Below are 20,968 nucleotides of genomic sequence, written 5' to 3' on the forward strand. Positions count from 1 at the left end.
ACCCCGCCCCGCGGCGCGGGGCCACACACCTTCCGAGGCGTGACTCAGGGGGCCGCCATCCAGGCGGCCCCGGGTCTGCACGGAATTCCCACCAAGATCTGACGCCCCTGTTGTCCGGTGCCCGCACCGAGAGGGGCGCCACTGACGAGGAGAGAACGGCGCGATGCCGAAGAACAAGACGCACAGCGGTGCCAGCAAGCGCTTCAAGATCACCGGCTCCGGCAAGGTGCTCCGTGAGCGCGCCGGCAAGCGCCACCTTCTTGAGCACAAGTCGTCCAAGAAGACCCGCTCGCTGACCGGCACGGTCGAGCTGGCCCCGGCTGACGCCAAGAAGGTCAAGAAGCTTCTCGGCAAGTGAGTCCGCAGCCCTCGGTGAATCCGTGGGCGGCGACCTCGACTCAGACCGGGACCAATTCGTTTCCGGGCCGTGTGAGTCCAACCACGGCCCCGCTACAAGGAGTTAAAAAGTGGCACGCGTCAAGCGGGCAGTAAACGCTCACAAGAAGCGCCGGGCAATCCTCGAGCAGGCCAGCGGTTACCGGGGCCAGCGCTCCCGCCTGTACCGCAAGGCGAAGGAGCAGGTCACCCACTCCCTCGTCTACAACTACAACGACCGCAAGAAGCGCAAGGGCGACTTCCGTCAGCTGTGGATCCAGCGCATCAACGCCGCTGCCCGCCAGAACGGCATGACGTACAACCGCCTCATCCAGGGTCTGAAGGCCGCCAACATCGAGGTGGACCGCAAGATCCTGGCCGAGCTCGCGGTCAACGACGCCAACGCGTTCGCCGCCCTCGTCGAGGTCGCTCAGAAGGCTCTCCCGAGCGACGTCAACGCCCCGAAGGCCGCCTGACCCAGGTCGCACGTCCTGTTTTCTGAGCCGGACCCGCAGGCGCTCGTCGTCTGCGGGTCCGGTGCGTTGCACGACAATTTCCGTACGTCCGTCACCTCCGTACGCAGAGAGGCTCGCCGCCGACCATGGGCACCCCCGAACTGATCTCCCCGCGATCGCCACGCGTCACCGCCGCCCGGCGGCTGGCCAAGCGCAACTTCCGCGGCAAGGAGCGCAGGTTCATCGCCGAGGGGCCGCAGGCCGTGCGCGAGGCCGCCGAACACCGCGGCAGCGACGGCGAACCGACGCTGATCGAGCTGTTCGCCACCGTCGAGGCGGCCGAGCGGTACGCCGACATCGTCGACGCCGCTCACGCGGCGGGCGCGCGGGTGCACCTCGCGGACGGCGGTGTGCTCGCCGATGTGTCGCAGACCGTCACCCCGCAGGGCTTGATCGGCGTCTGCCGCTTCCTCGACTCGCCGTTCGACGCGATCCTCGCCGCGAAGCCGAAACTGGTCGCCGTGCTCGCCCACGTACGCGACCCGGGGAACGCCGGTACGGTGCTGCGCTGCGCCGACGCCGCGGGCGCCGACGCCGTCGTGCTCACCGACGCCTCGGTGGACCTCTACAACCCCAAGTCGGTCCGGGCCTCCGTCGGCTCGCTCTTCCATCTTCCGGTCGTCGTCGGTGTCCCGGTCGAGCAGGCCGTGCAGGGGCTCAGGGACGCGGGTGTACGGATTCTCGCCGCCGACGGCGCGGGCGAGGACGACCTCGACGACGAACTGGACGCCGGAACCATGGGCGGTCCGACCGCCTGGGTCTTCGGCAACGAGGCCTGGGGACTGCCCGAGGAGACCCGCGCGCTGGCCGACGCCGTCGTGCGGGTGCCGATCCACGGCAAGGCGGAGAGCCTCAATCTGGCCACTGCGGCGGCCGTCTGTCTGTACGCCTCCGCACGGGCCCAGCGCCCGCGCAGCTAGTGCCCCTCCCGGCAACGTTTGCCCCGTCGCGCCGCCCAGCACGCACTCCCCCAAGGCCTTGAGGGCCAGGGGGGACCTCCTTCCGGTTGGCCGAAAGCCCTGGTAGCTCCTTCCCCAAGCTCTCAACTCCGTTCGAGCAGGGGAGACCCCGTCCAAGGACTTCCGGCCGCCTCGCGATCGCACGCACCGGACGACGCTCCTTCCGGGCAGACATTGCCGGTCACGGCACCAGGAGGGTCAGGTCCTGTGGGACCGGGACGGACTCGCCAGGAGCTGCCCGGCCTTTACCGGGCCGGGCAGGTTCTGATCCGCGGCCGCGGTCCTGGCCCGCAGGGCCACCGCGACCAGTGCCGCGTCGTCGGGGCGGCGGACGTCGCGGCCGGTCAGCTCGTGGAAGCGGGCGAAGCGGTGCTGGACCGTGTTGCGGTGGCAGTACAGCGCGGCCGCGGTGTCCGCGATGGAGCCACTGCCCCGCAGATGCTCCGTGACGGTCTCCAGCAGACGAGCCGCCTCCGTGGCCGACACCGAGGGGCCGTCCAGACCGCCCAGCACATCGGTGGCCAGATCCGTACCGAAGTCCCCGGCCCGCCGCACCAGCACGTCCAGCCAGCTGTCCTCCAGCAGCCTCGGTGAACGGGCGTCCGGCGGCAGCACCTGCGCCGTCGCGATGGCGAGCACGGCGGCCCTGGGCACCGCCGCGAGCCCGTTCGCCTGCGGCGAGACACCGCACGGCGTGGAGGCGAGCCGGACCAGCACCGACTGCCACGTGGTGCGCCTGCCCAGCTCCACCACCAGCACCGCGTCCCCGCCGACCGCCTGGTACTGCACCGGAGCGCCCGCAGAGCGCAGCGCCGTCGCCGCCCGGTGCAGCCCCGAGCCCTCCGACGCCGGGGATGCCGCGCACAGATAGGTGCCCGCGGCGTCGAAGCCCAGGGCCAGCGCCGCGTTCCGTACCACCGTCGGATTGCGGCCCTCGCTCTCCAACAGCCGGGCGAACCACATCCGCCGCTCGTCCTCCTGGCGCCGGCCCATCTCCAGGACCGTGCGCTGATACGCCGTCATGATGCCCGTGACATGGGACTCGACGGCCTCCCACACGTGGTACGCGGACGTCACCAGATCCGCCATGTCGGCCTCGTCGGCCCGCTGGACCAGCGCCGCCCACACCACCCGGAAGTCCAGCCGGGCCGCTTCCAGCAGCGAGTCCAGTGGGACACCCTGCCGGGCCCGCTGCTCGCCCACGCGCTGCGACACCCCCGCGATGTGCGCGGGCACCGGGAGCTGCGCCACCGTACGCAGCAGCAGCTCGAACGCCTGCCAGGCGGAGCTGCGGAAGTCGGCGTCAGGCACCCGGTCCGCGTAGGCGCTGCGGACCGGGTTGATCATCTCCATCCACTGGCCGATCAGGCCGTCGATGTTGTCCAGACACTGGCCCGCGAGCTCCGCGATCCGACGGGACGGGGGAGGGAAGTCCGAAACCGGAGTGTGCATATGACCAATGTAAGGGGCTGTACGGGTGATGTTTCGACGTTGGATTTGTGCTCGTTGCCCTCGAAGCTGAGGCAATCCGGAAATCCCCTCCGGGTCCGCCGCATTCAGGGAGGTCCTGGCAGTGCATCTGACGCCGCGCGAGCAGGAGCGTCTCCAGTTGTTCACCGTCGCCGAACTGGCACGCCGCCGCAGGGCGCGCGGCCGGCGGCTGAACACCCCGGAGGCCATCGCCCTGATCTGCGACGAGATGCTGGAAGCCGCCTGGGACGGGCTCGGTCTCGACGAGGTGATCGAGGTGGGCCGCTCCGTGCTCACCGAGGCCGAGGTGATGGACGGCGTGGCCGACATCGTCACCACCGTGCAGGTCGAGGCGCTCTTCCCGAGCGGCACCGCCCTCGTCGCCGTCGACCGGCCGATCGGTCCGGGAACACCCGGCACCGCCCCCGGCGCCGTACGGACCGCCCCCGATCCGGTACGGATCAACGAGGGGCGCCCGCGCACCACCCTCACCCTCCGCAACGCCGGTGACCGCACGGTGTTCGTCTCCTCGCACTACCCGCTGCACGAGGTGAACGCGGCCCTGGAGCTGGACCGGGAAGCGGCGCGCGGGCTGCGGCTGGACATCGCGGCCGGCACCGCGCTGGCCTTCGAACCGGGGGAGTCCCGGGAGGTCTCGCTGATCCCCCTCTCCCGCCACCCGCAGCACGCCCAGTCCGAGGAGCCGCGCGCATGACCAGTATTGACCGCCGCACGTACAACGCGCTGTACGGGCCCACCGCCGGGGACCGCATCCGGCTCGGCGACACCTCCCTGTGGGTCGAGGTGGAGGCCGACGACGGCACCCCCGGCGACGAACTGCTCGGCGGCTGCGGCAAGACCGTGCGCGACGGGCTGCTCGCCTCGCCCCGCTCCGACCGGGACTCCGCGCTGGACATGGTGGTCGCCGGGGTCGTCCTCATGGACCCGGTCCTCGGCGTCCGCAAGACGGACATCGGGATCAAGGACGGCCGGATCGTCTCCGTCGGCGGCGTCGGCAACCCGGACGTGATGCCGGTCGAGTACGCCATCGACTCGCACACCTCCGTCGTCCCGGGCGAGGGGCTGATCGCCACCCCCGGCATCGTGGACAGCCATGTCCACCTCTCCTCGCCCGAGGTGGCGCCCGCCGCGCTCGCCGCCGGGGTCACCACGCTCGTGGGCATGGGGCTCGGCGGGGTCTGGGAGATCGGCTGCAATCCGGCCCACAACCTGCACACCCTGATGAGCTCCTGGCAGGGCACTCCGCTCAACATCGCGTTCCTGGCCCGCGGTTCGTCCAGCTCCCGCACCCTGCTCGACGAGTCCGTACTCGCCGGCGCCGGTGGCTTCAAGATCCATGAGGACTTCGGGGCCACCCCGCGCATCATCGACAACTGCCTCGACACGGCCGAGGCCGCCGATCTGCCGGTCGCGCTGCACACCGACTCCATGAACGAGTCCGGCTATCTGCGCGACACCATCGGCTCCACCCGGGGCCGGACCGTGCACGCGTACCACGTGGAGGGCGGCGGAGGCCACCCCGATCTGCTGGAGATCCTCTCCGAGCCGAACATCCTGCCGTCGTCGACCACGCCGACCATCCCGTACACCCCGAACACCGTCGGGGAACTCTTCCCGATGACGATGACCGTGCACCGGCAGAACCACCACTCCGCCAGCGACGTGGAGATCTCCAAGGGCCGCATCCGCGCCCATGCCATCGCCGCCGAGAACGCCCTGCACGACCTCGGCGCGATCTCCATCGTCAACTCCGACTCCATGGGCATGGGCCGCATCGCCGAGACCGTGCGCCGCACCTGGCAGCTCGCCCACCTCCAGGCCCTCGCGGCCGGGGAGGGCGGCGTCGAGCACCGTGCCAACGCGCGGGCCCTGCGCTACCTCGCCAAGATCACCCTCAACCCGGCGATCGCCCACGGCCTCGCGCACGAGGTCGGCACCGCCCAGGTGGGGCGCCTCGCCGACCTGGTGCTCTGGCACCCCGCCTATTTCGGCTCGAAGCCCGAACTGGTCATCAAGGCCGGGTTCGTGGCGTGGGGCAACACGGGGTCCGGTTCGGGATCGACCCGGCTGACCCAGCCCCGTACGTACAAGCCCTACTTCGGCGCCCTCGGACAGGCCCCCGCGCGGCTCTCCCGGATCTTCGTCGCCGAGGCCGCGCTGGCGGACCGGGCGGCCCGGGCGGCCCTGCCCAAGGGCCTGACGTACGCGCCGATCGTCGGCTCCCGCGGCCTCACCCGCGCCGACATGCTCCACAACACCGCGACCCCGCACGTCGTGGTGCCCCGCGAACCCGCCCCCGTCCTCGTGGACGGAGTCCCCACCGGCACCCCCGCCGCAGGCGCCGTACCGCTCGCCCAGCTGCACCACCTCGCGTGAGTGCGACGACCCGAACGCGACGACCCGAACGCGACGACCTGAGCCCGGAAGACCCTCGCCCTCGCCCGAAAGACCCTCGCCCGTGAAACTCGATCTGCTGGTCCGCAACGCGAACATCCTGACCCTCGACGACGACCGGCCCACCGCCCGTACCCTCGGCGTCCTGCACGGCCGCGTCGTCGGACTCGACGAGGAGGTCGAGCACCTGCCCGCCGCGCGGGTCCTCGACGCGGGCGGCGCCACGGTCGTGCCCGGCTTCAACGACGCCCACTGCCACACCGCGTGGTTCGGCCTCACCCTCACCCAGCTCGACGTCTCCGCCGCACGGACCGTCGACGAGGTGTACGACGCCGTGGCCGCGTACGCCGCCACACTGCCCGAGGGCGCCTGGGTGATGGGCGCCGGACTCGACCACAACCGGACCGGCGGACGCTACCCGCACCGCGACGCCCTCGACCGGGCGGCGGGCGGCCGGCGGGTGTGGCTGAAGCACACCTCCGGGCACGCCTGTGTCGTCAACACCCCGGTGCTGCGCCTCGCGGGCATCCTGGCCGACGGCTTCACCGACCCGGACGGCGGGGTCGTCTCCCGCGACGAGGACGGCCGGCCCGACGGACTCCTGGAGGAGACCGCCCAGCGCCTCGTGCAGCGGCACGTACTCCCGTACCCGGTGGAGACCGTCGCCGACGCCGTCGGCGCCGCCACCCGGCACTACCTCACCGAAGGCATCACCAGCTTCACGGAGGCCGGCATCGGCGGGGGCTGGATCGGCCACACCCCGGTCGAACTCGCCGCCTACCAGCTCGCCCGCGACACCGGCCGGCTCCACACCCGGGCCCAGCTCATGGCCGCCTCCGACGTCCTGCACCCGCTGGTCTCGCACGCCGACGACGGCATCGGCTTCGGGCTCGACCTCGGGATGCGCACCGGCTTCGGCGACGACCGGCTCTCCCTCGGTCCCGTCAAGATCTTCCTGGACGGCTCCCTGCTCGGCCGCACCGCCGCCGTCACCGAACCCTTCTGCGGCTGCCCGCACAACGAGGCGGAGGCGGCGAACCCCACCGGGTACCTCCAGAACGACGCCGACGCCATGACCGAAACCATCGTCGCCGCCCACCGCGCGGGCTGGACCGTTGCCGCCCACGCCATCGGCGACCGGGCCGTCGACCTCGCGCTCGACGCATTCGCCCGCGCCCGGCACGAACTCCCGCGCCCCGGCGTGCACCACCGCATCGAGCACGCCGGAGTGGTCCGCCCCGACCAGCTCGGCCGGTTCGCCGAACTGGGCGTGATCCCCGTACCGCAGCACAATTTCCTGCCACCGTTCGGCGACGCGATGGCAGAATCGCTCGGCGCCCGGCGCACCGCCTGGTCCTACCGGCTGCGCTCGCTGCTCGACCGCGGCCTGACCGTACCCGGCAGCTCCGACCGGCCCGTCGCCCCCGGCGCCCCGCTGCCGGCCATCCAGGCCATGGTCCAGCGGCGCACCGGCTCGGGTGCCGTGTACGGGCACGGCGAGCGCGTCCCGGTCCTCGACGCCCTGCGCGCCTGGACCCGGGGCTCCGCCCACGCCACCGGCTTCGGCGACCGCAAGGGACGGCTCGTCCCCGGACACCTCGCCGACCTCACGCTTCTCGACACCGATCCGCTCCGTACCGATCCCGACCGGATCGGATCGATCCAGGTCCTCGCGACCGTCGTCGACGGCGATCCCGTCCACGACCCGCACGGCCTCACCACATCCGCACAGCCGGTTCCCCCGTCCCCCCAAGGCCACCAGGCCCTCCGTCCCCAGGAGAACGTGTGAGCTCGCCCGACATCAAGGACATCCGGCGACTGCTGATCGCCGCCTTCACCGGCACCGCCCTGGAGTGGTACGACTACTTCCTCTACGGCACCGCCGCCGCCCTCGTCTTCAACCGGCTCTTCTTCCCCGAGCTGGACCCGGCCGTCGGCACCATCGCGTCCTTCGTCACCTTCGCCGTGGGCTTCGTCGCCCGCCCCATCGGCGCGGCCGTCTTCGGTCACATCGGCGACCGCTACGGCCGCAAGGTCGCGCTGATCATCACCGTCGTGATGATGGGCGTCACCACCGGCTGTATCGGTTTGCTGCCCAGCTATGCCACCATCGGCATCTGGGCGCCCGTCCTCCTCGCGCTGCTCCGCTTCCTGCAGGGCATCTCGGTCGGCGGTGAATGGAGCGGCGCCATGCTGCTCACGCTGGAGCACACCCCGAAGGAGAAGCACGGCAGCTACTCCTCGATCCCGCAGCTCGGCTCGCCCGTCGGCACCCTGATCTCGTCCGGCGCGTTCGCCCTCGTCGGGTTGCTGCCCGACGCGTCGTTCTACTCCTGGGGCTGGCGCCTGCCGTTCCTCGCCGCCTTCCCGCTGCTCGGCTTCGCGCTCTACATGCGGCTGCGGATCGAGGAGTCGCCGGTCTTCCACGCGATGCTCGCCGACGCCGAGAAGAACGGCCCGAAGCCCGCACCGCTGATCGAGGCGTTCCGCCGCACCTGGGGCCGCATGATCGTCGGCATCGGCGCGGCCCTGCTCGGCGTCGGCGGCTTCTTCCTGATGACCACGTTCATCATTTCGTACGGCACCGACGAACTCGGCATCGACAAGTCCGTGATGCTGAACGCCACCGTCATCGGCTCGGTCGTCGAGATCGTCGTGCTCGTCGTCGCGGGACGGATCGCCGACCGGATCGGCTCCTGGACCGTCTGCGCGATCGGTGGCCTCGTCACCATGGCCGTCGCCTTCCCGGCCTTCTGGCTCGTCGACACCGGCAGGCCCGCACTGGTCTACCTCGGGGTCGGGCTCGGGATCGGCGCACTCTCCATTCCGTACGCCCCCATCGGCGCGGTGGTCTCCGGCATGTTCCCCGAGGCGTTCCGTTACAGCGCCGTCGCGATGTCCTACAACCTCGCGGGCGTCGTGGCCGGATTCGTACCGCTGCTCGCCACCTCGCTGACCGGCGCGGCGAACGGCGCGTCGTGGGGCGCGGCCCTGCTCCTGATGGTCATCGCGGCCTGCACGGCCGCCGGATCGTTCGCCTCCGGATCGCTCGTGCGGCGTGAGCGGGCGGAGCGGTCGGCCGGGGACCGGGTCGAGGTCGCCGTCTGACCGACGCCATGCCCGTACCCCACCGACGGTGCACCGCGTGAGTGCGCTCCCCCGCAGGGTGTCGCTCCGTCACCGACGACTAGTAGGGTGACGAACTCGGGGGCCCACTGCACCGGTTCGAGAGGTGGGGTACGGGATATGGCTGTCGGCATGAGCAGGCCGCGCGGGACACACACGGCCGCCGTGCGCGCCTGTGACGGCCCCGGCCCGGCGGACGAACCGGCCGACGGCCAGGACTCCGACGATCAGCATCCGTACGGCCGGGACACCCACCACCGCGACACCCACGACCGGGATGCCGGAGTCGTCGACGCGACCGTCGATCCCGACGACCTCCCCGACGGCCTGGTCATCGCCGACGAGACCGGCCGGGTCATCTGCTTCAATTCCGCCGCCTCCCGGATCACCGCCGTGCCCCGGGCCGCCGCTCTCGGCCGCCCCCTGGAGCAGGCCCTGCCGCTGGAGGACCTCAAGGGCCGCCGCTGGTGGGCGCTGACCGATCCGTACGGTGGCCTCGCCATCCGGGTCGGCCAGCCCGAGCGCAATCTGCTGCTGCCCGGCGGTCGCGAGGTCCTGGTCTCCGCACGGTACGTACGCGAGCACCCGACCGGTCCCGTACGCCGGGTGGTGATCTCGCTGCGCGGCACCGAGGCCAGGCGACGCACCGAACGCAGCCACGCCGAGCTGATCGCCACGGTCGCCCACGAGCTGCGCTCCCCGCTGACCTCCGTCAAGGGCTTCACCGCGACCCTCCTCGCCAAGTGGACACGGTTCACCGACGATCAGAAGCGCCTGATGCTGGAGACCGTCGACGCCGACGCGGGCCGCGTCACCCGGCTCATCGCCGAACTGCTCGACATCTCCCGGATCGACTCCGGGAGGCTGGAGCTGCGCCGGCAGCCCGTGGACCTCTCCGCCGCCGTCGAACGCCACATCCAGGCCTTCACGGCGAACGGCCAGACCCCCGACCGCTTCCTCGTCCGCACCTGCCAGCCGACGCCCGCGGTCTGGGCCGACCCGGACAAGGTCGACCAGGTGCTCGGCAACCTGCTGGAAAACGCGGTGCGCCACGGCGAGGGAACCGTCACCATTGAAGTCGCAGCCGCATCCGTACCGGCGAAGAGCGACGAGAAGGGAACGGCCGTCACCGTGAGCGACGAAGGCCCCGGCATCCCCGAGGAGTCGATGGGCCGTGTCTTCACCCGCTTCTGGCGGGGGAGCAAGCGCGGCGGCACCGGCCTGGGCCTCTACATCGTCAAGGGCATCGTCGAGGCGCACGGCGGTACGATCACCGTCGGCCGCGGCCCCGGAGGCGGCGCGGAATTCCGATTTATTCTGCCCGTGAGCGCGCCGGCCTACCTGGTCTGAGCAGCCCACGGGCCTCCTACACATCCGGTGACCCTTAGACTCGACCTTTGGCACCTTTGCGTCCTCGAGTCGTCGAGCGGGGCCGCGGGGTCCGGGGTGTCCCCGGTTCAGAGCAGTACCAGCCAATCGGAAGCACGGGAAGAGATGTCGGCACCGAACAAGTCGTACGACCCAGTCGAGGTCGAGGCACTGAAACCGGAAGAGATCGAGCGCATGCGGGACGAGGCGTTCGCCGCCTTCGCCGCCGCCGGTGACCTCGACGCGCTCGCCCAGGCGAAGACCGCGCACACCGGTGGTACCTCGCCCCTGTCGCTCGCCAACCGGGAGATCGGCGCACTGCCCCCGCAGGCCAAGGCCGAGGCGGGCAAGCGCGTGGGCCAGGCCCGCGGCGCCGTGAGCAAGGCCCTCGCCGCCCGTCAGGCGGAGCTGGAGGCCGAGCGGGACGCCCGCGTCCTGGTCGAGGAGGCGGTGGACGTCACACTGCCCTACGACCGGGTCCCGGCCGGTGCCCGCCACCCGCTGACGACCATCATGGAGCGCGTCGCGGACGTCTTCGTTGCCATGGGCTACGAGGTCGCCGAGGGCCCCGAGGTCGAGGCCGAGTGGTTCAACTTCGACGCCCTGAACTTCGTGCCCGACCACCCGGCCCGGCAGATGCAGGACACCTTCTTCGTCCGGGGCGCCGACGGTGCCGACACCGACGAGTCCGGTGTCGTGCTGCGTACGCACACCTCGCCGGTCCAGGCCCGCACCCTGCTCGACCGCGAGCCCCCCGTCTACGTCGTCTGCCCCGGCCGCGTCTACCGCACCGACGAGCTCGACGCGACGCACACCCCGGTCTTCCACCAGATCGAGCTGCTCGCCGTCGACGAGGGCCTCACCATGGCCGATCTCAAGGGCACCCTCGACCACATGGTCCAGGCGCTCTTCGGCCCGGACATGAAGACCCGGCTGAGGCCGAACTTTTTCCCGTTCACCGAGCCGTCCGCCGAGATGGACATGGTCTGCTACGTCTGCCGCGGCGCGTCCGTCGGCAACCCGGACCGCCCCTGCCGCACCTGCGGCAGCGAGGGCTGGATCGAGCTCGGCGGCTGCGGCATGGTCAACCCCAAGGTGCTCATCGCCTGCGGTGTCGACCCCCAGAAGTACAGCGGATTCGCCTTCGGGTTCGGCATCGAACGGATGCTGATGTTCCGCCACAACGTCGAAGACATGCGAGACATGGTCGAGGGTGACGTCCGGTTCACCCGGCCGTTCGGGATGGAGATCTGATGCGCGTCCCGCTTTCCTGGCTGCGGGAGTACGTCGACCTGCCGGCGACGGAGACCGGCCGTGACGTACAGGCCAAGCTCGTCGCCGTGGGTCTGGAGGTCGAGACCGTCGAGCAGATCGGCGCCGGCCTCAAGGGCCCGCTGGTCGTCGGACAGGTACTGACCATCGAGGAGCTGGAGGGCTTCAAGAAGCCCATCCGCTTCTGCACCGTCGACGTCGGCCACGCCAACGGCACCGGTGAGCCGCAGGAGATCGTCTGCGGAGCCCGTAACTTCTCCGTCGGTGACAAGGTCGTCGTGGTCCTTCCGGGCGCCGTCCTGCCCGGCGACTTCGCGATCGCCGCGCGCAAGACGTACGGCAAGACCTCGCACGGCATGATCTGCTCCACCGACGAGCTCGGCATGGGCGACGACGGCACGCACGGCATCATCGTGCTGCCGCCGGAGCACGAGGTCGGCACCGACGCGATCGAGCTGCTCCAGCTCGTCGACGAGGTCCTCGACATCGCCGTCACGCCGGACCGCGGCTACTGCCTGTCCATGCGCGGCGTCGCCCGCGAGACCGCCATCGCGTACGGGCTCCCGCTGCGCGACCCGGCGCTCCTCGACGTGCCCGCGCCGAACGCGTTCGGCTACCCGGTCAAGGTCGCCGACCCGATCGGCTGTGACAAGTTCACCGCGCGCACCGTCGTCGGCCTCCAGCCCGAGGCGCGCTCCCCGATCTGGCTGCAGCGCAGGCTGCAGAAGGCCGGAATGCGCCCCATCTCGCTCGCCGTCGACGTCACCAACTACGTGATGCTGGAGCTCGGCCAGCCGCTGCACGCCTACGACCGCACCCGCCTCGACGGGCCGATCGGGGTGCGCCGCGCGCAGCAGGGCGAGAAGCTCACCACCCTCGACGGCACGGCCCGCGTCCTGGACGCCGAGGACCTGGTCATCACCGACAACCGCGGGCCGATCGGCCTCGCGGGCGTCATGGGCGGCGCCAACACCGAGGTCGCGGACGTCCAGGAGGGTGCGCACACCACCACCGAGGTCGTCATAGAGGCCGCGCACTTCGACGCGATCTCGATCGCCCGGACCGCGCGTCGCCACAAGCTGTCCTCCGAGGCGTCCAAGCGCTTCGAGCGCGGCTCCGACCCGCAGGCCGCGGCCGCCGCCGCGCAGCGCACCGTCGACCTGCTGGTGCTGCTCGCCGGTGGCACCGCCGAGGCCGGTGCCACCGAGGTCAGCGCCCCGTCCGCGCCCCGCACCATCGCGATGCCGGCGGACCACCCCGACCGGGTGGCCGGTGTCGGCTACGGCCGCGAGACCGTCGTACGCCGCCTCCAGGAGGTCGGATGCGACGTCTACGGGCAGGACGAGCTGATCGTCACCGTGCCGTCCTGGCGCCCCGACCTCAGCGAGCCGAACGACCTCGCCGAAGAGGTCATCCGTCTCGAGGGGTACGAGAACCTCCCGTCCACCCTCCCGACGCCGCCGTCCGGCCGCGGTCTCACCGACCGCCAGCGGCTGCACCGAAGGATCGGCCGGGCGCTCGCCGGAGCCGGCTACGTCGAGGCGCTGAACTACCCGTTCATCGGCGCCGCCGTACTCGACCAGCTCGGGCTCGACACCGACGACGCCCGCCGTCGTACGGTCGAGCTCGTCAACCCGCTCTCCGACGAGGAGCCGGCGCTGCGCACCACGCTGCTGCCGGGTCTGCTCGGCGCACTGCGGCGCAACGACGGCCGGGGCAGCCACGACCTCGCCCTCTTCGAGACCGGCCTGGTCTTCAGGCCGACCGGCGCGGAGACCAAGGCCGTACGGCTGCCCGTCGACCGCCGTCCCACCGACGAGGAGATCGCCGGGCTCGACGCCACGCTGCCGCGCCAGCCGCGCCGCGCCGCGGTCGTCCTCGCGGGCGCCCGCGAGCAGGCCGGCTGGTGGGGCAGGGGCCGTCCGGCCGACTGGGCGGACTCCATCGAGGCCGCCCGGACGATCGCCCGCGAGGCGGGTGTCGAGGTGACCGTCCGGAGCGACCAGCACGCGCCGTGGCACCCGGGTCGCTGCGCCGCGCTGTACGTCACGGTGAACGGCGCGGAGACCCTCTTCGGGCACGCCGGTGAGCTGCACCCGCGCGTCATCAAGGAGCTCCACCTGCCGGAGCGCACCTGCGCCATGGAGGTCGAACTCGACGTCCTGGAACAGGCTGCCGACGGCGTGCTCCAGGCGCCCCGGATCTCTGCCTTCCCGGTGGCGACCCAGGACGTCGCGCTGATCGTCGCGGAGAACGTCCCCGCCGCCGAGGTGGAGCGGGCGCTGCGCGAGGGCGCGGGTGAACTCCTCGAATCGCTGCGGCTGTTCGACGTCTTCACCGGCGACCAGATCGGTGCGGGCCGCAAGTCCCTGGCGTACGCGCTGCGGTTCCGCGCCGCGGACCGCACGCTGACCGTCGACGAGGCCTCGGCCGCGCGCGACGCCGCGGTGGCGCTCGCCGCCGAGCGGACGGGCGCGGTGCTGCGGGGCGCGTGAGGCGCCCTCGTCCTCGACCGCCGGGCGGGCCGGATCTCCGGCCCCCCCCGCGCGGTCGGGGACGTTTCGGAGCCCGCCGGGGACGACACGGCTCCGCCCGCCCGCTCGGCGGCCGGTGCCGCCGCGGCGTGGTGGTGCGGGTCCTTCGGCTGTCGGCTCCACCGGCTGCCGGTCTTTGGGCCGACAGCCTGGAGCGCTCGTCCGGGTCCGGGTTCAGCCGACGGCCCAGTCGTGGAGGACGTCGCTGCGGTGGGCGTCGAGCTCCGGGGTGGTGGAGGGCGAGGCGTGGGGGGTGTGCTGGAACGCGACGGGTTGGCGCAGTGCGGTCATGCCGTCCAGGGCGGGGTGTTGGAAGTGTCCGGTGACGCCCCGGTGCCGGACGCTGTCGAGCGCCTGCTGGAGATCCTGTACGGGGCCGGCGGGAACGCCCTGCTGTCCGGCGAGCGCGACGACGTCGGCGGCGGAATGCTGCCGCGTCCAGGACTCGATGGTGGCGCGGACCTCCGGTTCATGGGCGGTGCGTGCCTCGTCCGTGCGGTACGTGGGGTGGTCGGCGAGATCCGGGCGTCCGATCAGGACCAGCAGGTTCTGGAAGGTGCGGTCGTTGGCGGCGGCGAGGACGACGGGGGCATCGGCTGCCTGGTAGACCCCGAACGGGGTGGAGACGGGATGGCGGTTGCCCACGCGGGTGGGCGGGGTGCCGTTGGCGGCCAGCAGGCTGGCGTTGGTGAGCTGGAGGGAGACCATCGCATCGAGCATCGCGATGTCCAGGTGCTGCCCCCGTCCGGTGCGGGCGCGTTCGACGAGGGCGGCGCAGATCGCCCATGAGCCGTACAGGCCGGCCTGCAGATCGGCGATGGACTCGCCGACCTTGGTCGGTTCGCCGTCGGCCCGGCCCGTGGTCTCCATGATCCCGGACATGGCCTGGATGATCAGGTCGTAGGCGGGACGGGCGGACATCTCACCCGTCTGCCCGAATCCGGAGATGCTCGCGTAGATCAGGCCCGGGTTGCGGGCGAGCATCGCTTTCGCGCCGACGCCCAGCCGGTCGGCGACGCCCGGCCGGAAGTTCTCCACGAGTACGTCCGCGCGGTCCACCAGGGACCACAGCGTGCGCAGGTCCTCATCGTTCTTGAGATCGAGCGCGATGCTGCGCTTGTCCCGGTTGAGCATGGCGAAGTAGACGCTCATGCCGTCCACGAACGGCCCGAGATGCCGGGTGTCGTCGCCGTTGGGGGGCTCCACCTTCACGACGTCCGCGCCGATGTCGGCCAGCAGGGACGTACAGAACGGGCCGGCCAGTACCCGGGACAGGTCCAGCACACGGATTCCGCTCAAAGCCGGCATGGCAACTCCTTCGTTCGACTGCGCCGAACGCTAGGAGGAGCAGTCGGCACACGGTATGTGCAGCGGCACGGAGAAGGACCCCGCCGTCGTGCGTTCGCACATTGCCGGTGGCAGGCGGCAGGTGGATGACTGAAGACATGAACACCTCTGAACAGTCTCCGCAGGCGGACCTGCCGTACCGGATGCCCAGCGAGTACGAGGACTTCCGGCTGTCCGTGCGCGCCTTCGCCGACGAGCGGATCCAGCCCCTGGCGTCGATCGCCGACGCCGAGGACGTCTTCTCCGAGAAGGGCTACGCGGAACTTGTCGCCGCGCAGTTCCATGCGCTCGGCGTTCCCGAGCGTTACGACGGGGCGGGGGCGGACGCACTGGCGCAGGCCATCGCCATCGAGGAGATCGCCCGGGTGTCCGCGGGCATATCCACCGTGCTGACCTCCAACAAGCTCGGCGTCACCCCGCTGCTGCTCGCCGGATCCGTCGAACAGCTCGACCGGTATCTGCCGAAGGTGGCCGCCGGCGAGGCGCTGTGCGCCTACGCGATCTCCGAACGGGAGGCGGGCAGCGATGTCGCCGCGATGACCTGCCGGGCGGTGCCCGAGGGGGACGGCTGGCGGCTTACGGGCACCAAGAGCTGGATCACCTCGGCCGGCGAGGCCGCGGTCCTGATCGTCTTCGCCGTCACCGATCCCGGGCAGGGCAAGCGTGGCATCTCGGCCTTCATCGTGGAGGACGCCGACGACGGGATCTCCTACGGTGCCCCGGAGCGCAAGATGGGCCTGCACGGCTCGGTCACCAAGGAGGTCCACTTCGACGGTGTGTACCTTCCCGGCGACCGGCTGCTCGGCCACCGTGGCCGCGGCCTGCACCTGGCGCTGGAAACGCTGGACCACACCAGGATCTCCATCGCGGCACAGGCCGTAGGCATCGCACAGGGAGCGCTGGACTACGCAGCGGACTACGTACGCGAGCGGCAGCAGTTCGGCCACCCGGTCGCGGAGTTCCAGGGGGTCCAGTTCATGATCGCCGACATGGCGATGCGTATCGAGGCCGCCCGCTCGCTGACCTACCGCGCCGCCGCGGCCTCGCAGGCCCGCGCCGGTGACCTCACCTTCCTCGGCGCCGCCGCGAAGTGCCTCGCCTCCGACACGGCCATGGCGGTCACGACCGATGCCGTCCAGCTCCTGGGCGGAGCCGGCTACGTACACGATCACCCGGTGGAGCGGATGATGCGTGACGCCAAGATCACGCAGATCTACGAGGGCACCAACCAGATCCAGCGGGTCGTCATGGCACGGCAGGTACTGGGCCGCTGAGCCCCGCCCCACCCGGTGCGGCGAGAGCCCCGAGGGCCGGCGGGCCGCGCCGGATCAGTCATCCGGTGGCGCCAGGACCTGAAGGGCCAGCCACAGTTCCAGCCGGTCCTGGGTGGAACCGAGCCGCTTGCCCAGCAGCCGCTCGATCTGGCCGATCCGGTACCGCAGCGAATTGCGGTGCAGGTTCATGGCCCGGCACGTGTCCGCCATCGAGCCGTCGTGTTCGAGGTAGAGGCGCACGGTGGCCTCCAGCGCCGCGCCGTGGGCGGCATCGTAGCGGCGCAGGGGTTCCAGCAGGCTACTCGCGAGTTCCGCCAGTGGAAGGTCGGCGCTGCTCAGGATCAGGCCGGGGAGTGACAGCGTGCGGCATTCCTGCACGCCGGATCCCTGCCCCTGGGCGTGCCGGGCCTCGTGATAGCCGATGCGGATGCCGTGGGAGCCGCGGTGCAGGCCACTGACGCCGACCGCCGCTGCCGTGGGCCGGCCGTCGAGGTAGTGCAACAGCCGGTCGGCGACCGTCCGCGCGTCGCCGTCCGCACCGACCACCACGACGATGCCGTCGTCGAGCGGGCACATGGGGTACGGATCGGACCGGCCCTGCAACAGTGCGACCAGGTCGAGGGGGCGCTGCCGCAGCAAGGAGGCCGCGTGTGCGGAGCTCGCCACGACCACCCGGTGGCTGCCCTGCGGATCCAGCCCCAGCTGGGCCAGCTTGCGCTGCGCCTCCTTCTCGGGGAGACCGTGGTGGACGATGTCCGCGATCACCTGCGCGACCAGCTCGCGGCTGCCGGACACCAGCGCCTGGCGCCGCGCGATCTCCAGGCCGACGAGGTTGGCCGTCGGCGCGAGCAGGGTGACCTGCTCACTGGGGCCCCGGGCCGCGATGTACCCGACGACGACGCCATCCGCCCGCACCGGAAGGGACACGGTTCCCGACGTGGCCGCTGTCTGCGGCTGGTTCGAGGCGGCGGCCACCTCCTCCACCGGCCAGCGCGCGGCCGACGGGTGCTGCTCCAGCACCGTGCCCGCCGTGTCGAGGACAGCGACCTCCGCGGTCAGGTGCTGGGCCAGCACGGCGACGAGATGACGCAGGCCGCGGCCCGCGAGCAGGGCTCCCATGATCTCGTCCTGCAGGCGGATCATCAGCCGGGTCCGGGCGTACTGCTCGGCGAAGATCTGGTCCGCCGTCCACCGGCTGATCTGGATGAACGGGATGTCCACCGGGGACGTCAGCAGCGCGAGCCCGTGTCGTTCGGCGGCGTCCCGCAGCCCAGCCGGCACCCGGTCGTGAACCAGCCCGATCCCGATGCAGAGCGCCGCGACGGGCACGGCGACCAGGTCACGTACCAGCTGGTCCCACTCCCGGCGGGTACGCCTGCGCAGGCCGGTGGTCAGAACCAGCTCACCACCGCGCAGGAAGGGGACCGGATCCTCCAGCTCGGTGGTGGAGGACCAGCTGATGGGCACCTCGGCCCAGTCACCGGGATCGGTGACCGCGGTCAGCCGCAGTTCACGCTGGGCGAGCAGGTGAGACACAAGCACGGGCATCAGCACAGGCTGCCACAGCCCGCAGCACCGAGAGCTGTGCGCATGCACAGGATGAAGCCCTCGAGACCGGTCACCTGCACATCTGTCCCGTACGGTACCGGCCCCACCGTCTCCACCACCGGCGTGACCGTACCGCCACGGGGACCGCCCGGTACGGACACCACCGCAGGCACGAAGGGAGCATGGACACGCGTTCCGGAGCACCCGCCGTCGGGCCCCCGACGCCCACTCCCGTGATCGAGCCGCTTAGCAGCCGATGACGAGGCCGTGGCCGCTGAAGACGGTGTCCCCGGCGGTGATGACGGCGTCGGCGCCCCAGCCACGTCCGCCGGCCGCCGGGCCGCGAAGTAAGGAGGGGCGCATCCGGTCACCGGACGCGCCCCTCCCGTGCTCGCCGAACGGCGAGGACCGCACGCGGGCCCCGGCCCGGCCCGGGGGAACCCGGCGCCGTGCCGACCCCGTAGCCACCCTCCGATCCGTGGGCAGTGGGGTGTGCGATCCGGCGCCGTCCGCGCCGCCACGGAGTGTTGGGCAGGTCGGCGGAAACGGACGGCGCGGGTGCGGGTCGTCGGCTGTACGAGGGGGAGCAGACGACCCGGCCGCCTCTTGCGAGACGACTGATTCAACCGATCCGGGCCCCGGAGTGCCAGAGCGTGCGGCGGGACGGTTCGGGCATTCCGTTCACACCCCGTGTGAATCGTGCTCCACTGGTGCGACACGTTTCGGCGTGCCGAACCACCGGAGGGGCACATGGGGGCAACGGAGCCCAACATTCTGCTGGCGGCCCTGATCGAGGAGGCGGGTGTCTCCCGGGCCGGCCTCGCCGCGCACATCAACCGGGCCGGCCGCTCCCGCGGACTGTGCCTGCGGTACGAACACACCGCGGTGGCCCGTTGGTTGAAGGGGCAGCGCCCCCGCGGCCAGGTACCGGACCTGGTCTGCGAAGTGCTCGGGAACCGGCTGAACAGGCCTCTTTCGCTGGACGACATCGGCATGGCGGCTCCGGGCGCCGGTGCGGCCGGGCCCGCGTCCACGCTCGGCGGATTCGTCGAGCGGGCCACCGCGCTGTGGCGCTCCGACGCACAGCAGCGCCCGCACATACTCGCCTCGGCCGCCGTCACGGGTACCACGGCGGTGATGCCCGTCTGGGAATGGGAGAACCCGCCCGAGGACCTCGATGTCTCCCGCAGCGGTATCACCCGGGTCGGCGCGGCCGACATAGTGACCCTGCGCGCGGCCCGTGCCCACTACGAACTCATGTACCGCAGAGCAGGCGGAATCGCGACCCGATCCCGCATCGTCGGCTTCCTCAACGCGGAGACCGCCCCGTTGCTGCGTGGCGCGTACAGCGATGCGACGGGGCGCCAACTGCACCGGGCGACGGGCGGGTTGGTGGCCGTCGCGGGCATCTGCGCCTACGACTCCGACGCGCACGGGCTCGCCCAGCGCTACTTCCACCAGGCGCTGCGGCTGGCCAAGGCGAGCGGGGACCGGGGTCTCGGCGGCTATGTGATCGCCCTGCTCGTCAATCAGTCGCTGTGCCTCGCCGAGTACCGGCAGTCGGTGGCCTTCGCGCAGGCGGCGCTGCGGGCCGCCGGTGGCCACATCACTCCCGCGCTGGCCGCCGACCTGTATGCGATGCAGGCCAAGGCGTACGCCCACCTCGGCGACGCGGGCAGCGCCCTGGACTGCATCCGGCGCGCCGAGTCGGAGGCGGAACGCATCCGCCCGGGCCAGGAACCGGACGAGACGGGGTACGTCCAGCCGGGCCTGGTCGATGTGCAGGTGGCCGAGGCGCTGCTCAGCCTCGGCGATCTGCCCGGGGCCAGGGAACACGCGGCGGCGGCCGTACGGACCCCGGCGCACGACCGCGGCCGGGTGCACCGGCTCGCCATGCTGACCCATATCGAGCTGCGCCAGGGCGAGGCGGACCGGGCGGCGGCCACCGCCGTGGAGATGGCCGAGCGGGCCAGGGGCATGGAGTCGCAGCGGCTGCGCGACCGGCTGCGCGCGGTGCGCGACGACCTGATCGCGAGCGGCTGCGCCGAGGCGGGGCGAGCCACCGAACTGATCGACGGGGCGTTGCGCGTACCGCTGTGAGTACCCCCGCGCATGCGCACCCGCCGATACCGGTACATTCCCCTCCGGTCCTGCGCCTGCTGCGATGTTGCCACCTACTTGTCGGAAGGTGGCACAACTGTGCAATGGACGAACCTGAACGAACAAACTGTGTATGAGAACCGCTGGTTCCGGGTCAATCTGGCAGATGTGGTCGTCCCCGACGGCCGCCATCTCGACCACTACCTGATCCGGCTCCGCCCCGTCGCGGCGGCCACCGTCGTCAACGAGGCCAACGAGGTGCTGCTGCTGTGGCGGCACCGGTTCATCACCGACAGCTGGGGCTGGGAGCTCGCCGCGGGCGTCGTCGAGGACGGCGAGGACATCACGGCCGCCGCGGCCCGGGAGATGGAGGAGGAGACCGGCTGGCGCCCCGGCCCGCTGCGCCCGCTGCTGACCGTGGAGCCGTCGAACGGTCTCACCGACGCCCGGCACCATTTCTACTGGTCCGAGGAGGCCACCTGGACCGGCCACCCCAGCGACGACTTCGAGTCCTCGCGCCGCGAGTGGATACCGCTCAAACTGGTGCCCGACATGATCGCCCGCGGTGAGGTCCCGGCCGCCGGCATGGTGGCCGGGCTGATGATGCTCCATCACTTACGGCTGGGGTGAGGCGCCCGGAACCGAGTGCGGGACCGGGCGGGGGC

General features: G+C 71.6%; 16 protein-coding genes. 13 read left to right on the forward strand and 3 right to left on the reverse strand.

Features of this window, described 5'->3' with window-relative positions; translation table 11 throughout:
* The first annotated feature begins 163 nt into the window (after window positions 1-163).
* The 3 genes from rpmI to ACFU8Q_RS22960 all read left to right on the forward strand — a co-directional run bounded on the left by rpmI (window position 164) and on the right by ACFU8Q_RS22960 (window position 1,810).
* The gene (gene rpmI / locus ACFU8Q_RS22950; RefSeq protein WP_114243588.1) at window positions 164-358 is read left to right on the forward strand and encodes a 50S ribosomal protein L35; all 195 of its coding nucleotides are present in this window, start codon (window positions 164-166) and stop codon (window positions 356-358) included.
* Window positions 359-467: 109 nt separating this feature from the next.
* Window positions 468-851 carry a 50S ribosomal protein L20 gene (gene rplT, locus ACFU8Q_RS22955; protein WP_018103794.1) on the forward strand — a complete coding sequence of 128 codons (384 nt, stop codon included), beginning with the start codon at window positions 468-470 and terminating at the stop codon, window positions 849-851.
* A 125-nt stretch (window positions 852-976) separates the two neighbouring features.
* Complete coding sequence (locus ACFU8Q_RS22960) at window positions 977-1,810, forward strand: TrmH family RNA methyltransferase (RefSeq protein WP_384456897.1); 834 nt, start codon at window positions 977-979, stop codon at window positions 1,808-1,810.
* 237 nt (window positions 1,811-2,047) lie between these two features.
* On the opposite strand, the gene ACFU8Q_RS22965 is transcribed toward ACFU8Q_RS22960, so the two are convergent.
* Window positions 2,048-3,301 carry a PucR family transcriptional regulator gene (locus ACFU8Q_RS22965; protein ID WP_384456899.1) on the reverse strand — a complete coding sequence of 418 codons (1,254 nt, stop codon included), beginning with the start codon at window positions 3,299-3,301 and terminating at the stop codon, window positions 2,048-2,050.
* Window positions 3,302-3,422: 121 nt separating this feature from the next.
* Between ACFU8Q_RS22965 and ureA the strand changes: the two genes are divergently transcribed.
* The 7 genes from ureA to pheT all read left to right on the forward strand — a co-directional run bounded on the left by ureA (window position 3,423) and on the right by pheT (window position 13,995).
* Window positions 3,423-4,034, forward strand: a complete 612-nt coding sequence (gene ureA, locus ACFU8Q_RS22970; protein WP_384456901.1) for an urease subunit gamma — start codon at window positions 3,423-3,425, stop codon at window positions 4,032-4,034.
* Entirely contained in the window at window positions 4,031-5,716 is a 1,686-nt protein-coding gene (locus tag ACFU8Q_RS22975) for an urease subunit alpha (protein ID WP_384456902.1), read from the forward strand. The genes ureA and ACFU8Q_RS22975 overlap by 4 nt, the downstream gene beginning before the upstream one ends.
* 82 nt (window positions 5,717-5,798) lie before the next feature.
* The gene (locus ACFU8Q_RS22980; RefSeq protein ID WP_384456904.1) at window positions 5,799-7,523 is read left to right on the forward strand and encodes an amidohydrolase; all 1,725 of its coding nucleotides are present in this window, start codon (window positions 5,799-5,801) and stop codon (window positions 7,521-7,523) included.
* The gene (locus ACFU8Q_RS22985; protein ID WP_384456906.1) at window positions 7,520-8,842 is read left to right on the forward strand and encodes an MFS transporter; all 1,323 of its coding nucleotides are present in this window, start codon (window positions 7,520-7,522) and stop codon (window positions 8,840-8,842) included. Before ACFU8Q_RS22980 ends, ACFU8Q_RS22985 begins: the two co-directional genes overlap by 4 nt.
* 138 nt (window positions 8,843-8,980) lie before the next feature.
* A complete protein-coding gene (locus ACFU8Q_RS22990; RefSeq protein WP_384456908.1) occupies window positions 8,981-10,210 on the forward strand; it encodes an ATP-binding protein in 1,230 nt (409 codons plus the stop codon).
* A 144-nt stretch (window positions 10,211-10,354) separates the two neighbouring features.
* Window positions 10,355-11,482, forward strand: a complete 1,128-nt coding sequence (gene pheS, locus ACFU8Q_RS22995) for a phenylalanine--tRNA ligase subunit alpha (protein WP_384456910.1) — start codon at window positions 10,355-10,357, stop codon at window positions 11,480-11,482.
* Window positions 11,482-13,995, forward strand: coding sequence for a phenylalanine--tRNA ligase subunit beta (gene pheT / locus ACFU8Q_RS23000; protein WP_384456912.1), 2,514 nt, complete (start codon window positions 11,482-11,484; stop codon window positions 13,993-13,995). Before pheS ends, pheT begins: the two co-directional genes overlap by 1 nt.
* Window positions 13,996-14,208: 213 nt before the next feature.
* On the opposite strand, the gene ACFU8Q_RS23005 is transcribed toward pheT, so the two are convergent.
* The gene (locus ACFU8Q_RS23005) at window positions 14,209-15,342 is read right to left on the reverse strand and encodes a CaiB/BaiF CoA transferase family protein (RefSeq protein WP_384456914.1); all 1,134 of its coding nucleotides are present in this window, start codon (window positions 15,340-15,342) and stop codon (window positions 14,209-14,211) included.
* A 137-nt stretch (window positions 15,343-15,479) separates the two neighbouring features.
* Here ACFU8Q_RS23005 and ACFU8Q_RS23010 point away from each other — a divergent pair, with 137 nt between their 5' ends.
* Complete coding sequence (locus ACFU8Q_RS23010; protein ID WP_384456916.1) at window positions 15,480-16,655, forward strand: acyl-CoA dehydrogenase family protein; 1,176 nt, start codon at window positions 15,480-15,482, stop codon at window positions 16,653-16,655.
* Between the two features lie 54 nt (window positions 16,656-16,709).
* Here ACFU8Q_RS23010 and ACFU8Q_RS23015 read toward each other — a convergent pair whose 3' ends face one another.
* The gene (locus ACFU8Q_RS23015) at window positions 16,710-18,197 is read right to left on the reverse strand and encodes a PucR family transcriptional regulator (RefSeq protein ID WP_384456918.1); all 1,488 of its coding nucleotides are present in this window, start codon (window positions 18,195-18,197) and stop codon (window positions 16,710-16,712) included.
* Between the two features lie 756 nt (window positions 18,198-18,953).
* On the opposite strand from ACFU8Q_RS23015, the gene ACFU8Q_RS23020 reads away from it, so the two are divergent.
* Window positions 18,954-20,303 (forward strand): transcriptional regulator, encoded by a 1,350-nt coding sequence (locus ACFU8Q_RS23020; RefSeq protein WP_384456920.1) that lies wholly within the window; start codon window positions 18,954-18,956, stop codon window positions 20,301-20,303.
* A gap of 99 nt (window positions 20,304-20,402) precedes the next feature.
* Complete coding sequence (locus tag ACFU8Q_RS23025) at window positions 20,403-20,933, forward strand: NUDIX domain-containing protein (RefSeq protein ID WP_384456922.1); 531 nt, start codon at window positions 20,403-20,405, stop codon at window positions 20,931-20,933.
* Window positions 20,934-20,968: the final 35 nt, after the last annotated feature.

This window comes from Streptomyces sp. NPDC057543 (assembly GCF_042801895.1).
In the GTDB taxonomy this organism is placed as follows: Bacteria; Actinomycetota; Actinomycetes; order Streptomycetales; family Streptomycetaceae; genus Streptomyces.

Excerpts from the sequence above, each read along its gene's own strand:
- rpmI (WP_114243588.1), top strand. The coding sequence starts at position 164 with ATGCCGAAGAACAAGACGCACAGCGGTGCCAGCAAGCGCTTCAAGATC.
- ACFU8Q_RS22960 (WP_384456897.1), top strand. The coding sequence starts at position 977 with ATGGGCACCCCCGAACTGATCTCCCCGCGATCGCCACGCGTCACCGCC.
- ACFU8Q_RS22965 (WP_384456899.1), bottom strand. The coding sequence starts at position 3,301 with ATGCACACTCCGGTTTCGGACTTCCCTCCCCCGTCCCGTCGGATCGCG.
- ACFU8Q_RS22975 (WP_384456902.1), top strand. The coding sequence starts at position 4,031 with ATGACCAGTATTGACCGCCGCACGTACAACGCGCTGTACGGGCCCACC.
- ACFU8Q_RS22990 (WP_384456908.1), top strand. The coding sequence starts at position 8,981 with ATGGCTGTCGGCATGAGCAGGCCGCGCGGGACACACACGGCCGCCGTG.
- pheS (WP_384456910.1), top strand. The coding sequence starts at position 10,355 with ATGTCGGCACCGAACAAGTCGTACGACCCAGTCGAGGTCGAGGCACTG.
- pheT (WP_384456912.1), top strand. The coding sequence starts at position 11,482 with ATGCGCGTCCCGCTTTCCTGGCTGCGGGAGTACGTCGACCTGCCGGCG.
- ACFU8Q_RS23005 (WP_384456914.1), bottom strand. The coding sequence starts at position 15,342 with ATGCCGGCTTTGAGCGGAATCCGTGTGCTGGACCTGTCCCGGGTACTG.
- ACFU8Q_RS23010 (WP_384456916.1), top strand. The coding sequence starts at position 15,480 with ATGAACACCTCTGAACAGTCTCCGCAGGCGGACCTGCCGTACCGGATG.
- ACFU8Q_RS23020 (WP_384456920.1), top strand. The coding sequence starts at position 18,954 with ATGGGGGCAACGGAGCCCAACATTCTGCTGGCGGCCCTGATCGAGGAG.